The 14,506-nt window shown below is 68.6% G+C and carries 16 protein-coding genes; 5 read left to right on the forward strand and 11 right to left on the reverse strand.

The genetic code is table 11. The features are described from left to right. Window positions 1-64: 64 nt before the first annotated feature. Window positions 65-898: a siderophore-interacting protein gene (locus tag EV192_RS10735; protein ID WP_207925972.1), complete on the forward strand. Its 834-nt coding sequence runs from the start codon at window positions 65-67 to the stop codon at window positions 896-898. Here the strand turns inward: EV192_RS10735 and EV192_RS10740 are convergent. The 10 genes from EV192_RS10740 to EV192_RS10785 are packed head-to-tail and all read right to left on the reverse strand — an operon-like array spanning window position 871 to window position 8,544. Then, window positions 871-1,356, reverse strand: a complete 486-nt coding sequence (locus EV192_RS10740) for a pyridoxamine 5'-phosphate oxidase family protein (RefSeq protein WP_132113936.1) — start codon at window positions 1,354-1,356, stop codon at window positions 871-873. The genes EV192_RS10735 and EV192_RS10740 overlap by 28 nt on opposite strands. Then, a complete protein-coding gene (locus EV192_RS10745) occupies window positions 1,349-1,714 on the reverse strand; it encodes a carboxymuconolactone decarboxylase family protein (protein ID WP_132113938.1) in 366 nt (121 codons plus the stop codon). The genes EV192_RS10740 and EV192_RS10745 overlap by 8 nt, the downstream gene beginning before the upstream one ends. Then, on the reverse strand, window positions 1,711-2,904 hold the full coding sequence (locus tag EV192_RS10750; RefSeq protein WP_132113940.1) for an MFS transporter: 1,194 nt from the start codon (window positions 2,902-2,904) through the stop codon (window positions 1,711-1,713). The genes EV192_RS10745 and EV192_RS10750 overlap by 4 nt, the downstream gene beginning before the upstream one ends. After that, window positions 2,904-4,520, reverse strand: coding sequence for an FAD-dependent monooxygenase (locus tag EV192_RS10755; protein WP_165960332.1), 1,617 nt, complete (start codon window positions 4,518-4,520; stop codon window positions 2,904-2,906). Before EV192_RS10755 ends, EV192_RS10750 begins: the two co-directional genes overlap by 1 nt. Next, window positions 4,510-5,169 carry an HAD family hydrolase gene (locus EV192_RS10760; RefSeq protein ID WP_132113944.1) on the reverse strand — a complete coding sequence of 220 codons (660 nt, stop codon included), beginning with the start codon at window positions 5,167-5,169 and terminating at the stop codon, window positions 4,510-4,512. Before EV192_RS10760 ends, EV192_RS10755 begins: the two co-directional genes overlap by 11 nt. Then, window positions 5,166-5,420 (reverse strand): acyl carrier protein, encoded by a 255-nt coding sequence (locus EV192_RS10765; RefSeq protein ID WP_132113946.1) that lies wholly within the window; start codon window positions 5,418-5,420, stop codon window positions 5,166-5,168. Before EV192_RS10765 ends, EV192_RS10760 begins: the two co-directional genes overlap by 4 nt. Window positions 5,421-5,451: 31 nt before the next feature. Beyond that, window positions 5,452-6,399 (reverse strand): beta-ketoacyl-ACP synthase III, encoded by a 948-nt coding sequence (locus EV192_RS10770; RefSeq protein WP_132113948.1) that lies wholly within the window; start codon window positions 6,397-6,399, stop codon window positions 5,452-5,454. Continuing rightward, a complete protein-coding gene (locus EV192_RS10775; protein ID WP_207925973.1) occupies window positions 6,396-7,094 on the reverse strand; it encodes an AAA family ATPase in 699 nt (232 codons plus the stop codon). Before EV192_RS10775 ends, EV192_RS10770 begins: the two co-directional genes overlap by 4 nt. Before the next feature lie 29 nt (window positions 7,095-7,123). After that, complete coding sequence (locus EV192_RS10780) at window positions 7,124-8,104, reverse strand: AvrD family protein (protein WP_132113950.1); 981 nt, start codon at window positions 8,102-8,104, stop codon at window positions 7,124-7,126. Further along, window positions 8,101-8,544: a hotdog fold thioesterase gene (locus EV192_RS10785; RefSeq protein WP_132113952.1), complete on the reverse strand. Its 444-nt coding sequence runs from the start codon at window positions 8,542-8,544 to the stop codon at window positions 8,101-8,103. Before EV192_RS10785 ends, EV192_RS10780 begins: the two co-directional genes overlap by 4 nt. Window positions 8,545-8,841: 297 nt before the next feature. On the opposite strand from EV192_RS10785, the gene EV192_RS10790 reads away from it, so the two are divergent. Continuing rightward, window positions 8,842-9,804 carry an AraC family transcriptional regulator gene (locus tag EV192_RS10790; protein WP_243726764.1) on the forward strand — a complete coding sequence of 321 codons (963 nt, stop codon included), beginning with the start codon at window positions 8,842-8,844 and terminating at the stop codon, window positions 9,802-9,804. On the opposite strand, the gene EV192_RS10795 is transcribed toward EV192_RS10790, so the two are convergent. After that, window positions 9,744-10,016, reverse strand: a complete 273-nt coding sequence (locus EV192_RS10795; RefSeq protein WP_132113954.1) for a response regulator transcription factor — start codon at window positions 10,014-10,016, stop codon at window positions 9,744-9,746. The two genes, EV192_RS10790 and EV192_RS10795, sit on opposite strands and share 61 nt — an antisense overlap. 224 nt (window positions 10,017-10,240) lie before the next feature. On the opposite strand from EV192_RS10795, the gene EV192_RS10800 reads away from it, so the two are divergent. From EV192_RS10800 to EV192_RS10810, 3 genes are all read left to right on the forward strand, one after another. Beyond that, window positions 10,241-11,539, forward strand: coding sequence for an amidohydrolase family protein (locus tag EV192_RS10800; protein ID WP_132113956.1), 1,299 nt, complete (start codon window positions 10,241-10,243; stop codon window positions 11,537-11,539). Between the two features lie 148 nt (window positions 11,540-11,687). Further along, window positions 11,688-13,004 carry an alpha/beta fold hydrolase gene (locus tag EV192_RS10805; protein WP_243726765.1) on the forward strand — a complete coding sequence of 439 codons (1,317 nt, stop codon included), beginning with the start codon at window positions 11,688-11,690 and terminating at the stop codon, window positions 13,002-13,004. 380 nt (window positions 13,005-13,384) lie between these two features. Then, complete coding sequence (locus EV192_RS10810; protein ID WP_132113960.1) at window positions 13,385-14,332, forward strand: Leg1-related protein; 948 nt, start codon at window positions 13,385-13,387, stop codon at window positions 14,330-14,332. Window positions 14,333-14,506: the final 174 nt, after the last annotated feature.

The raw sequence follows: 14,506 nt of genomic DNA on the forward strand, positions 1-14,506 counted from the left end.
TTGATTTCCTGGCGACCACACCGCCAGAATACCGAGGGTAGGCTAACCTAACGAGGAGTGTGGGATGCCGCAGACGAACATGTCGGCGACCCGGATCAAACCGGCGACATCCGAGCTGCTGACCTTGACCGTGCTGCGCCAACAGCGGATCTCACGGAACTTCGTGCGCATCACGCTCGGCCGGGGCGACGTCGAACGGTTCACCCCGATGGGGTTCGACCAGTGGTTCCGGCTGTTCATCCCGGTGTCCTCGCCGGACACGCTGTCCCGGCTGCCGAACAAGCTCACCATGATGGCCTACCTCAAGTACCTGACGGTCGCCAAGACCCAACGGCCGTTGCTGCGCAGCTACTCGGCGCGCGCCTACCGGCCGGACGGCGTGGACGGGCCCGAGCTGGACATCGACTTCGTGCTGCACGGCTCGGCCGAGGACGGCACCGCGGGTCCGGCCACGCTGTGGGCGCAGAACTGCATCGAAGGCGACCCGGTCGCGCTGCTCGACGAGGGCATCGCGTTCACGCCGCCGCCGTCGGTCCGGCGCGTGTTCCTGGTGGCCGACGAGACCGGGCTGCCGGCCACAGCGGGAATTCTCGCGTCGCTGCCGCCGGACACCGAAGGAGAGGCGCTGGTGGAGGTCCCCTCCGCCGGCGACCGGCAGGACCTGGACAAGCCGGACGGGGTCAAGCTCACCTGGATCGACCGCGACCCCACCGGAGTTCCGGGACGGGCCGCGCTCGCGGCGGCGGAGGCGTCACCGCTGCCGACGGAGCCGTTCTACGGCTGGACGGTCGGCGAGTCCACGCTGCCGGTCACGCTCCGCCGGCACTGGGTCAAGTCCGGCGTCCCCAAGGAGAACGTGATGTTCTGCGGCTACTGGAAAGCCGGCCGCGGCCACTGAACCCGGCCGTCGACCCAGACCTCCCTGCCGAAGGTGGCCTCGTCGAACAGCCGGAACGCCATGACCGACACGTGGTACAGGCCCAGTCCCGCCGGCATGGCGGGGAAACGTTCTCGGTAGACAGCGGCGGCGTACGGGTAGTCCACTTCGGTCACCTCTCGGCAGACGCCTTCCATCTGGAGGCCACGCCGGCCGCCGTCCCCTGTCTGCTGTGTGTCGGCCACGCTCACGGCGATCGAGCCGCCGGTTTCGTTCAGGTTGACCGTGTGACGCGCCTGTGGCCGGCTGAGGAAATAGAGGTTCAGTTCGTCGTCGTGCGCGAAGTAGGCGTTGTTGATCCACGGGACGCCGTTCCCGCTCACCGTGGCCATGGCGAGCAGGCGCGTGGTGTTCAGGACGCTTCGAACCGCCGTGAACACCTCCTCGGCGGCATAGCCCGGCGCGGTAACGTTAACCATCGCTAACCAGCACGCGGCGGGCGACTGTGATCGCGTTCAGCGCTCGTGGCAGTCCGGCGTACAGGCTGACCTGGGTCAACGCCTCGACGACCTCGGTCGGCGTGGCACCGGCCCGAATCGCGCCGCCGACGTGGAACTCCAGCTGCGGCTCGCAGTCGCCGAGCACGGCGAGCATGCAGATGGTCAGCAGCTCCCGGGTCCGCAGGTCGAGCTCCGGCCTGGCCAGCACCGATCCCAGGCCGTGCCGCACCTGGTCGCCGAGCGCGGGCGCGAAGTCCGCCAACCCCTCCCACGGCGGCACGGCGTCGGCCGGCGCGAACCGGCGGAACACTTCGACCGCCTGATGGGACACCCTCATCTTGTTCTCCCCCTCTGGACGACTTGTTCGACACCCCAGATCAGCAGCGCGAGCACGGCCAGCCCGCCACCGACCGCGCACACACCGAGCCAGCCCGCCACCGGATACGCGGCGCCGGCCGCGGCCGAACCGGCGACACCACCCAGGAAGTACGTGGTCATGTAGGCCATCGTGATCCGGCTGCGGGCCTCCGGCCGGGTCCGGTAGATGACGGCCAGGTTCGTCACCTGCATGCCTTGCACGCCAAGATCGAGCACGAGCACGCCGACCAGCAGAGCGGCCAGTGAATGTCCATTCTGGACCGCGACAACACCCCAGCTCAGCACGATGCCGCCGAGCAGGAGACCGGACGTCAGGCGTTCGCGGTTGCGGTCCACCAGCCGTCCTGCCGGTCGCGCGGCCAGGGCGCCGACGGCACCCGCGAGCCCGAACAGCCCGATGACTCCTTCGCCATACGAATAAGGCGGTTGGGCGAGCAGAAACGCCAACGTCGTCCAGAACGCGCTGAAACTCGCGAAACACAGGAAACCGTAGGAACACCGCAGCCGAAGCGCCGGCTCCTCGCGTACGACCGCGAAGACCGAGCGCAGCAACGCGGGATACCGGATCCGCTCGATGGGCGCGACCTCGGGCAATACCCGGTACAGCACCACGGCGAGCCCGACCATCAGCACGGCGGCGACGCCGTAGACGGACCGCCAGGTGCCGGTCACCTGGGCGATCAGCCCGCCGCCGGTCCTGGCCAGCAGCACGCCCAGGAGCACCCCGGTCATCACCCGACCGGTCACCTGGCCCCGGTCGGACGTGCTCGCCAAGGTCGCCGCGAACGACACCAGGATCGGTGCGCCGACCGCGCACACAGCCAGCGGAACTGAAAGCACGGCAAGGAAAGCGAACGACGGCACGACGGCCGACACCGCCTGTGCCACACCGACGACCAGGAGCAGCCCCACCAGCAGTCGGCGCCGGCTGACCATGTCCCCCAACGGCACGAGCAAGGCCAAGCCCGCCGTGTAGCCGATCGTGGTCAGCGTGACGATCAAGGTGGCGGTGCCGCTGCCGATCCGGAACTCGGTGGCGATCGCCGACAACAATGGCTGCGCGTAGTAGATGTTCGCCACCGCGAGGCCGGCGGCGAACGCGAACAGCGTGACCATGCCCGTGCTTTGGCGTACTGAAATGGATGTCATCAACGCAGATTCTCCATTGTGGATCCTCTGTGGTAAATGTCAGACCGTCTCGACAATGTGTCCGAACGTATTCCAGCGATGTTCGACGAGACAGTGGCGGACCCGATGAACGACACCGCGCGATCCACCCGTTCCACCGGCACGAGCAGCGACAAGTGACCATCTGGCCGGGCGACGGCCACCGCTGGCCGCCGGCCGAGCGCCCGGCACAGAATCGCCTGTGTCGGGCCGGGAACCGACGCGAGATCACGTATCCCGACGTGGTCCGGGAACTGACGGGCCAGTTCGGCCTGGACAAGTGCCCAGTCGGCCGACGGGCGACGCCCCGGCCACAGCAGAACCGTATACGTGGCCAGATCCAGCGACGCGAACATCGGCAGCCGCTGTCCGGGACGGACCGGACTGGGATGCCGCCAGATGAACGGCTCGGTGATCTGCTCGCCGTACGTCACGTCCGTCTGGCTCAGCAGCGGCACGAGCACCCGCTGCACCAGGCCGGTCATCCTACCGACCACGAACAACATGTCCCGGACCGCGATCCTCGTCCGCCGCCTCTGGAGGCCGAATCTGGCCTGCGCGGCGGACGTCCGTGACATCCGCGCAGCCGCCGACCGCCGCTCGTGGTCGTACTCGTCGAGCACTCGCTCCGGCAGCTCGCCCCGGATGACGCCGGCGAGGCGCCACCCCAGGCTCGCCGCGTCCAGGAAGCCCACGTTGAGCCCCTGCCCACCGGCCGGGCTGACCACGTGGGCGGCGTCGCCGGCGAGAAAACACCGACCCTTGCGGAAGTTCTCGGCCATGCCGAGACGGGGCCGGAAGGACCTGGTCCAGTCGGGCTCCCCCACGGTGACCTCGCGGCAGGCGCGCTTCGCCAACAGGGATTGCAAGTATTCCCGGCTGGGCGGGCCGTCCGCCTCGGTGCGGTGCGGCACGTTCGCCGCGATCCGATAGTGCCCGTCCCGCAAGGGAACGAGCGCTATCACCCCGTGCCGCGAGTAGTAGTACTGCGCGTTGCGCGCGAGCCGTCCGGTCACCGGTGCGTCGCCGATGGCGTACGTGACGTCGATGGGGTCGCCGTCGAACCGTATGCCGAGCTGGTCGCGGACGACGCTGGCCGGTCCGTCGGCGCCGATGACCCACCCCGGCGTCACGACCTCCCGCCGGCCGTCCGAATGACGCAGGGCGACGACCGGCGCGTCCGGGTCACCGGACAGCTCCTCCATCGCGACGCCACGCTCGACGTGCCCGCCGAGTTCGGTGAAGCGTTCGCGCAATACCTTCTCCGTCTCCCGCTGCGGGAGCGTGAGCAGGAAGGGATACGGGGTGTCGGGAATCCGGTCGAGCCGCGCCGGACCGAGCAGCCGCCCGCCCGAGTAGTAGTTCACCCCGGCGGTCCGGTGGCCGCGCGCCACCAGCCGATCGCTGACCTGAATCCGCCGCAGCACCTCAAGGCTTCGCGGCCAGATCAGGATTCCCCTCGAATGCGGGTCGGTGTCGTCCAGGCGCTCCACCTTGTCGACGATCCGCAGGGAAATCCCTTGCTGCAACAGCTCGCAGGCCAGCGCCACGCCGACCGGTCCGGCGCCCACGATCAGCACCTGGGGATCACGAAGCACGATCCACTCCCTGTGCCATCCGCGACCAGCCGTGCCGGATCGCGAGCTCGGTCATCTCCGGGTCGTCGCCGACCACCACGGGATGCCCCACGAGCCGCAGCATCGGCAGGTCAGAGCCGTGATCGCCGTACGCGTAGGAAGCGCTGAGATCGATGTTCCGCGCGGCGGCCTCGGCCTGGATCGCCACGGCCTTGCGTTCGCCGATCATCGGACTGAACAGGGTTCCGACGTAACGGCCGGCCACGGTCTCCGGGTGGGAACACAGCACGCCGTCCGCCCGAACGTGGTCGGCGATCGGCCGCAAGCACGGCGGGAACGAACCCGACACGAGCACCACCAAGTCGCCCGCCCGGCTGTGTTCACCAAGCGCGGCAAGCACTTCCGGGTCGAATGCGCACTCGGCACGGAACCATTCGGCTCCTCGCGTCATCACCTCGTCGACCGACCGCCTGGCGAACTGCCGGTAGAACCGGCGGTTCGCCTCCTCCCTGGACGCACCGGCCGCTTTGAACGCGCGCAGGTCGTCCATGGCGCGCTGGTAGTCGCTCAGCGGCCGGCCGCTCGCCAGCACGTCGTACCGGAGGAAGCTGAACATGCTCGTGAGCGTGACGAGTGTGTTGTCGACGTCGAAAAAGGCCGCCCGGTTCATCCGGCGACATCCGATCGGGCTCGCCGCTCGTCGAGCAGCGCGGCGGCGCCGGCGACCGTGAGCTCCGGTGTCAGCACCCCTTCCTCGATCCGCACACCGAGTTGCTTCTCCAGTGCCAGGGACAGTTCCATCAGCGACAGTGAGTCCAGGTCCAGGCCGGAGAACTCGGCGTCGAGCGTGATCTCGTCCTCGGCCAACCGGCACTTGTCCACCAGGAACCGAACGATCCGCGTTGAGATGTCCGCTGCCATGTCCTTCACCTCCGATTGTCGTGTACTGGGGTCAGCCGGCGATGACGTCCGGCCAGGTGAGCGTCGCCGCTCCCCAGGTGGCGCCGCCGCCGAACGCGGTGAGCAGGACCTTGTGCCCGGCCACCAGGTCGCCGTCCTTGGCCGCGTCGGCCATCGCCAGCGGAATGGACGCCGCCGCGGTGTTGCCGACCCGGTCGAGATTCACCACCGCGCGGTCCTCGGGGATGCCGAGTTGCTCGGACACCGCCTGCAGGATGCGCACGTTCGCCTGGTGCCCCACCAGCCGGTCCACGGTCTGGGCGGTCCAGCCGCTCTGGGCAAGCACGGTCCGCGACGACTCGGTCATCCGGCGGACGGCGTGCATGAACACCGGCTTGCCGTCCATCCGGAAGTACTTGTCGGGAACGGTGATCAGGTCCGCCAAGGCGCCGTCACTGCCGAGGTGGAATCCGCTCAGCGCACCCGGTTCGTCCTCATGTCCCCGGCGTAGGACGACCGCGCCGGCGCCATCGCCGAAGATGACCGACGTCGTGCGGTCCGCGGGATCCAGGATCGTGCTGAACGTGTCCGCGCCGATGACCAACGCGCTTTCGGTATGCCCCAAGGCCAACGCCCCCGCTGCCGAGAACAGGGCGTAGATGAACCCCGTGCAGACCGCCGACACGTCGTAGGCGGGAACGTCGACGAGCCCGAGTTTGCTTGCCACCACAGGCGCGGTGCCGGGACACGGCCGGTCCGGCGTCGTGGTCGCCAGCACGACGAGGCCGACGTCGTCCACGCCCGCGCTCTGCATGGCGCGCTCGGCAGCCCCCACCGCGAGGTCGCTCGTCGAGCAGCCGGGCGGAGCCACGTACCGCTGCCTGATGCCGGTCCGGCTGACGATCCACTCGTCGGACGTGTCCAGGCGCTGGGCCAACATCTCGTTGGTGACGAGCCGGTCCGGGACCACCGCTCCGATCCCGGCGACGACCGCCGTCATCGCTGTGTCTCCAGCCGAAGGTCCTGACGCGCGTAGTCGTTCCGCGCGCGGGAGATGGCTTCGTCCGGGGTGAGCAGCATGGGCAGCCCGACGACTTCGACGATCCGCAGCAGCCGGTCGGGCAGCGAACCGCCCACGATCTCGTACTCGACGCCCAGTTCCCGGAACGTGCCGAGCATCAGCTCGTCGCACTTGCGCCGGAAGTTGTCGTTCATCGGCCGGTGCCCGTCGTCCAGGACCGGCAGTTCGTTGCGCAGGTGGACGAAGACGTCGTAGCCGCTGCCGACATGCTGTTTCACCGCGACGCCGAGTTGCTCGACCACGTCGTCAAAGAACCTCAGCTCGTCGGTCTTCGGCACGCTTTCGCCGTACCGCAGGTGCGCCGAGTCGCGGGGGCTGATCCCCATGCTGACCCGGAGCTTGGCGTAGATCCACTCCTGCAGCGACGACCCGTCCGAGACGAAGCCGCCGGGCAGCAGGCTCTCGTGCACACAGCGTTCGACGTGCCGGCGCACGACGAGCTGCAGGAACTCGGCGGCGGTGCACTGGTCCAGGGTCTTGCCGGGGACCGCCAGCGGAAGGATCTCCCGCATCGTCATCGCCATCGTCCGCGGCAGCCCCGTCAGGTGCGACAGGGCCATCACGGTCAGTGTCTTGCCTGAGGAATAGGTGCCGGACACCGCGAGCTTGACCACGTGAATCTCTCCTGTCGTCGAATCCTTGATCACGGCAACCGGTGGGCGACATCGCAGTCGAGCGACATCCCGGCGCAGGCGCCGAGAATCCGCGCGGTGCGCCAGACCGAGTCCCCCATCTCGACCAGCCCGGGGTCGGTGAGCCGAGTGTCGACGTCGCCAGGCCACGGGCGACGCGGATCGCTTGCCACGATGGACGTCTGCCGCATCCAGAGCGTGTCGCTCTCGCCCCGGCTCAGCCCGTCGGTCTCGTACAGCAGCACCTGGGCCAGCTGGAGGCTGGACACGAAACAGTCGATCATCGACAGCGACGGCTGGTACGCCGCCTCCATGCCCGTCATGGCGACGCCCGGCCCGGACTGGTCGACCTTCGCACTCGCCCGCATGTCCTTCTTGGACACAACGATCTCGCGCATCCCTTGGCCGCGTGCGATGAAGGCGGTGCCGTAGCAACGGCGTTCGTCCGACCCGAGGAGCTCCTCCGACAGGTCGAACCGGGTCTCGCCGGGCAGCGGCGACGCGGATCGGTGCTCGATCTCGCACCGGACCTTCATGGCACCCACTCGTGCGTCCACAATGGACACGGTCGCGCCGGGCAGCACGGGCTCGGTCGACGCGGCCCGCCAGGTGGCTCGCAGCGCCAGGTCGGAAAGGTCCTCCTGGGGTTGCGAACCGGCCCGCAACACGACCCGGCGCAGCCAGGCGTCGGCCCGCTGCCCCGCGTCCAACCCCAGGCCGGCGGCCAGGAAGAACTCGCCGAGCCGCGCGCCGAGCAGCACCCCGTCGATCGTGCTGAGGTGCGGGCGGAGCTCGCCACCGGACTTGGTCGACCACCCCTCCGGGTACCGGATCGCCGCCGTGGCCTGGATCGTCCGTTGGCCGCCGTACTCCACGGTGACCGCCACGTCGTCGACGTCGTAACGGACCCGCTGGTAGCCGTGTCCGAAGAACCGGGTCTCGGCGGCTCCGAGGTAGTCGTCGATCGAGTCGAGCATGGTTTCGGTGCTCACGTCGCCCCCTGGTCGACCGGCGGCGTCGGGCGCCTGCTGACCACGCAGGTCAGCCTCGCGGTGCACGTTCGCCGGCCGAGGTCGTCGGTGATGATGATCTGGTAGGTGGCGGTCGACTGGGCCTCGTGCAGCGGTGTGCACGTCCCGGTGACCGTTCCGGCGGACACCCAACGGTGATGGGTGCAGGACAGTTCGAGTCCGGCCGCGTTCCCGTCCGGCCCGGCGTGCAGGAAGGCGGCAACCGACCCCAGTGTTTCGGCGAGCACGGCGTTCGCGCCGCCGTGCAGGATGCCGAACGGCTGCCGGTTTCCGTCGACCGGCATGGCACCGGTCACCAGACCCGGCCGACAGGTGAGCACACGGATACCCATGCGCCGCACAAGCTGTTCCGCCCGAAAATCCGAATGTATTTCCACCGGCCCCAGAGTGGGTCCGGTCATCGTGAACTCAGTCGCCATGACGACGACAGCGCAGATCGCACTTATTCCCCCTGATGAACGATTTCTCCCCGACCGCAAGTACACCCGCGGGACGGCGAAGGTCGCAAGCAATGGACCGGGCCTGGCACCAAGCTGCCAGCCGCGCACCAAGGGACGCCCCTTCGGGCGGGCGGTTAACCGGCCACCAGATCCGGGCGGAGTTCGCTACACTTATCTTTGAGCTGTCTCATGATAGCCGTCATCCCACACCGCTATCCAACCACGAAGATCACGATTTCCGGCAGGAGTACTGCGGTCATGTCCGTGGATGTGTTGAGCGAGACCGTGGCGGCCATGCGCACGGGAAGGCCTCGATCCGTGCTGACCGAAGCGCGGGCACCGTGGGGACTGCGGTTTCAACCACGCGCCGGTGCCAGCTTTCATGTGGTGCTCGAAGGCACCTGTTGGTTCATGCCCGCCCAAGGGCGACCACTGCCGCTCGGACCTGGTGACGTGGTGTTCCTGCGCAGCGGGTCGGGCCACGGGTTGGCGGACCGGCCGACCACGCCGTTGGTCGAGTTCAGACCCGAACAGGTGAATCATTCGTCGCCCATCGGCCGCCTGTCCGTGCCCGGCACGGGCGAGCGGGCGGCGCTGCTGTGCGGCGCGTACCAACTGGAGCGCGCCCGACCGCATCCGCTGCTGATCAGCCTGCCTGAGACCGTGCACCTGCCCTGCCGGCCGGGCCAGCCGACGGCGCTGCGTTCGGCGGTCGAACTCCTCCGCAGCGAGCTGCGGGACTACCGGCCTGGTGGCGACGCCATCGTCAGCTCACTGGTCGACGGGATGCTCGTGTACGTGCTCCGGGAATGGCTGCACGAGCAGCCGCGGGACACGGCGGAAGGGTGGGCGGTGGCCATCGCCGACCCGGCGACCGCCGGCGCCCTGCGCAACATCCACCGCGATCCCGGGCGGCCGTGGACCGTTGACGCGCTCGCCGAGGACGTGGGCCTGTCGCGGGCGGCGTTCTCGCGCCGGTTCACCGCGCAGGTCGGTGAACCACCGCTCACGTACCTCACGCGGTGGCGGATGACCACCGCGGGCCGGCTGCTGCACGAATCGGGACTCCCGCTCGGCCGGGTCGCCCAACAGGTCGGCTACACCTCGAGTTTCGCCTTCGCCAAGGCGTTCAAACGGGAGTACGGAATCGCTCCCGGCGGTTACCGCAAGCTGGCGCGGGAGGACACCGGCGCCGATGAGCACTCGCGGCCGATCAGGTGATCGAGCAACCCGAGGCGCGCGGCGGTCACCCCCGCGGCGAACCGGTTGTCGGCGTCCAGCTCGGCCATTATCCGGGCGATCCGCCGGCGCACGGTCCGTATGCTGCTGTACAGCCGGCGGGCGATCTGCTCGTCCTTGTTGCCGTTCGCGAGCAGCCGGATAATAGCCAGTTCTTCGGGTGTGAACCGGTCGTCAAGAATTCGTGTTCCCACTTATCCCCCCACGGCCAATACCGTCAGCCAGCCTCCCGGCGGTGAGTCTATGAGCCCGAACCGAAACGGGCAACCGAGATGAGACCGGGCTCCCACACCGAGACGCTCGGACATCGACACGAGCGGATGAAACATTGATATTCCCGACCACGGGGACTTAGCTTGGACGTCGATCTGATTCACAATCTCCGGCTGTCGAGTCATTTACCTGGGAGGCCGTTTTCATGCCGCACACCTTGATCCGTGGTGGCCGGATTCTCACCCTGGACGCGCGGGGCAGCGTATTTCCCCAAGGTGACCTGCTGATCGACGGCGGCCGGATCCGCGCGGTGGGGCCGGAGCTGACCGCGCCCGAGGCGGCCGAGGTGATCGACGCCGACGGCATGCTCGTCCTGCCGGGTCTGATCGACACCCACCGGCACACCTGGCAGACCGCTTTCCGGCAGTTCGACTCCGCGCTTTCGCTCAGCGCGTACATCGACGTGGCGCTGCGCGGTTTCGGCGACCGCTGCCGGCCCGAGGACGTGTACGCCGGGACGCTGTGGGGCGCCCTGTCCGCCCTGGACGGCGGCGTGACCACGCTGCTCGACTGGGCGCACGTGATGAACTCCCCCGAGCACGCCGACGCGTCCGTGCAGGCGCTGCACGACTCCGGGATGCGGGCGGTGTTCGGCCACGGCTGGCCGGTGGGCAGGCAGCTGGACTTCACCGCGCCGCACCCCGCCGACCTGCGCCGGGTGCGTGAGTACCTGCTGCCCTCCGACGACGGGCTCGTCACGCTGGCCATGGCGGCGAAAGGCCCGGACTTCAGCGGGATCGACGTCGCCGCCCAGGACTTCGCGTTCGCCCGCGAACTGGGCGTCCCGATCACCAGCCACATCGCGGCCGGCCGGCCCGGCGACCACCAGCAGGGGATCCGGCTGCTCGACGACGCCGGGCTGCTCGGCCCCGACCTGACCGTCGTGCACGCCAACGGCGCCAGCGACGACGACCTCAAGCGCCTCGCCGCGCACGGCGTCACCCTGTCGTTCAGCCCCCAGATCGAGCTGACCATGCCGGGGCTGGGTGCGGCCGCCGCGACCCACCGGCTGGTGAACGCGGGCCTGCGGCCCAGCCTGAGCGTGGACACCGAGACGGCCGCGAGCGGCAGCCTGTTCACCCAGATGCAGCTCGCCCTGGCGACGGCTCGGGCCGCCACCCCGGACGACGAGCCGGCGTTGACGGCGAACGCGGTCCTGCGGATGGCGACCGTCGACGCCGCGCACACCCTGCATCTGGAGCACCGGACGGGTTCCCTGGAAGTGGGCAAGGCCGCGGACGTGATCCTGCTGCGGACCAACGACCTGAACCTCGCGCCGGTGTCGGCGCCCGAGGAGTCCGTCGTCCTGGCCGCGCATCCCGGCAATGTCGACACCGTTCTGGTCAACGGCAGGGTGGTCAAGCGGGACGGGTGCCTCGTCGGCGACGTCGACCGCGTCCGCGAGCTGGTCACGGCCGCGTCCGCGCACCTGCTCCAGCGGTGAACACCGGCCGATCGGCTCCTGATCGGAACGCGTGCGCTGTGGTACACACTCGTTCATGCGCAGGAGGATCCTTGCAGTAGCGATTGTCGCCGCGGCAGTCGCGGGAATGTTCGACTCGACTGCCGTGGCACGGGAAAACCGTCCCGTTTTGACTGATTCCCACCCGTGCGCGGGACAACCCGAGTTCACGTGCTCGATGTTGACCGTGCCGCTCGACCATCACGGCCGGACGCCGGGTTCGCTGAAACTTCAGGTCGCGGTGGCCGACAACGCCAACGCGCCCAAAGGTGTGCTGCTGTTCCTGACCGGCGGGCCCGGCCAGCCCGGGGTGCCGGCGATCACCCGGCTGGCCGGCCAGCGGCTGCCGGAGATCGCCGCGAACTACCGGTTCGCCATGATCGACCAGCGCGGCACCGGCGACTTCGGCGCGATCAACTGTCCGCAACTCCAGGCGCAGATGGGCAGTTCGGACATTGCGACGCCGACCCGGGGCGCGGTCCGTGAGTGCGCCGGAATCCTCGGGAACACCGCCGGCCTGTACGGCACCGACCAGACCGTCGCCGACTTCGACCTGTTCCGCCAGGCACTCGGCGCCAAGAAGATCACAGTGGACGGAGTGTCGTACGGTTCCTTCACCGCGGCCCGGTATGCCATCGCGTACCCGCGCAACACGCAGGCGATTGTGCTCGACTCGGTTGTCCCCCACCACATCACCCCGACCGATTCGCTGTACCTGGCCGGTCTGCGGGGCCAGGCACGAGTGTTGCGTGACGCGTGCACCGCTGCACCGGCCTGTGGCTTCGACCCGGCGGACGATCTGGCGCAGGTCGTGCGCGGCCGTAGTGTCGCGGACGGTGTCCGGATCTTCGACATGATCGTGAGCTACGAGTTCGAGGATCCCACGTACCGCCAACCGAACCTGCCCGGCCTGCCACCCGGTGTCGGCGACCTGATCGGCTCGTTGCACGCGGCCCGCACCGGAAAACCGGCCCAACTGGACGCCCTGCTCACCGCCTTCGCCTCGGGCGGCGACCCGGTCAACCGATTCAGCTCCGGCCTGCACGCGGCAACACTGTGCGCGGACATGCGGTTCCCCTGGGGCAGTTCGGCCACACCGGAGTGGATCCGCCCGTTCCTGCTCACCCTGACCGAGAAGTCCCTCAAGCGCGGCGACGTCTGGCCGTACACCCCAGCGGTCGCCGTCAACCAGGGCTTCATCCAGTCATGCCTGCCGTGGCCGGCCGAACGCGCCGTGCCGAACCCCGCCGACCCCCTCCCGAACGTGCCGACCCTGATGGTCAACGGCGACCACGACCTGTCCACCCCACTGGAATGGGCCGAGAAAGAGATCCCGCTGGCACCGCACGGCAAGTTCGTCATCGTGAAGGGCGCGTCCCACTCGATCCAGAACCGCGAACGCGGACACGCCGGCCGCGACGCGGTCATCAACTTCCTGAACGGCTAGGTGTGTCGCGCGTTCCCGGACCATGAAACTCCCCTAGTTTGGCTGTCCACTATGTCCTGAACCGAGGCGCCCCCCGCGTCTACTTTGGACCGAGTTGTTTCGTCCTGCACCACGACTGTGCGCGCCTTGGCCGACGCGCGCGCCAAAGGCTCCACGGCACCGTCCACTGTGATCGTTCCCGTTCCCGACATCCCTGACGCGGCGCTGCCCGCTCTCGACCTGTCCGCGGGTCTGGCCTACCTCTCCGCCTGCGCGACCAGCGTGACCGCCGTACGCTTGGCCGACGAGTCCCTGCACATCACCGGCGCGTTCCACCTGGGCGGCGTACACCCATACTGGCTCGTGACCCGACAAACACCGCTGGGGGGAGAACATCCACCATGTCCACGCCCGTGGAGCTCGCTGAACTGGATCTGTTCCATGCCTGGTCCGAAGCGCCGGCGCTGACCGGAACGTTCGACCCGTTCACCTTCCACCACCGGATGGCGGCCTACCGCCAACTGATCGACGCCACCAACCATGCCGGCCTGTTCGGCCCGGACAACCGGCGCAACCCGTTGTGGGGGCTGATGTTCCAGGCCCAGTGGCAGTTCCGCAGTGGCCGCTTGGGGCGGAACAGCCGCCAGGACGGGCACATCGACCCCGACGCGGCGTGGGGGTACGGCAACTATTCTCTCAATGTCATCCCGTGGTTGGGGGCTGTCGAGGCGGGCACAGTGCCAGATCTGGTCATCGCTGGGCCGTCTGTCGCATCCCGGTTTCGTTACGTCAGCGGCGGTGGCGCCGCACCGGTTCAGGTGCCGCCGGAGTTCGAGAAAGGTGTCGCGGACTGGCGTGACTATTTCAGACTCGTCGCCGCGACCGAGCGGGGCACCGACCAAGAACCGATCCGTTTCGCATTGTGGCGGGCACACAGAACATGCCTGGACGTGGTGGCCACGCGCGTCGCAAACATTGACCCGGCGCCTTATACAGCCGCCGAGTTGGCTTTCTTGCAGGGGTGGTGCCGAATGGTCCTCTACCTGGACGCCGCGGCCTGGCCCACCGACTTCGACTTCATGACCCAGTACGGTCTCGACGTCCTACCAGAACAACTGCTGCCCCAAAGCGACCTGCCCCCAAGGGTCCGCAGCAACGTGCGAAACGTACTCACCCTCGCGCGGACCCCGGTATGGCGGCACAACCTCAACCTCTGGATGTGGCGCCGGATCATGCGCACCCGCAAAGCCAGAGACGAAGTCGTGACAATGCTCGACGCCCTGTTCAACCCCAACCCGGCCAACACAGCCAACAGAAGACGAATGATCGGTTACCTCCTGCGCCCCTGACAAACCACGATCGACTCGCCGTACTGGCCACGACCCGCGTCCCTGACCAGCCGACACCGACTCACCCACGCCACCGGCCGGATTCGTCACCGACCCGGTGCTGCCGCAGATCGCCGCTACGCTCCCGCCCAGCCAAGTCGGGGGCTGGCCGGTGATCGTTGGATGCCGGGTAAG

The sequence above is a fragment of the Actinocrispum wychmicini genome (assembly GCF_004345645.1).
Taxonomy (GTDB): domain Bacteria; phylum Actinomycetota; class Actinomycetes; order Mycobacteriales; family Pseudonocardiaceae; genus Kibdelosporangium; species Kibdelosporangium wychmicini.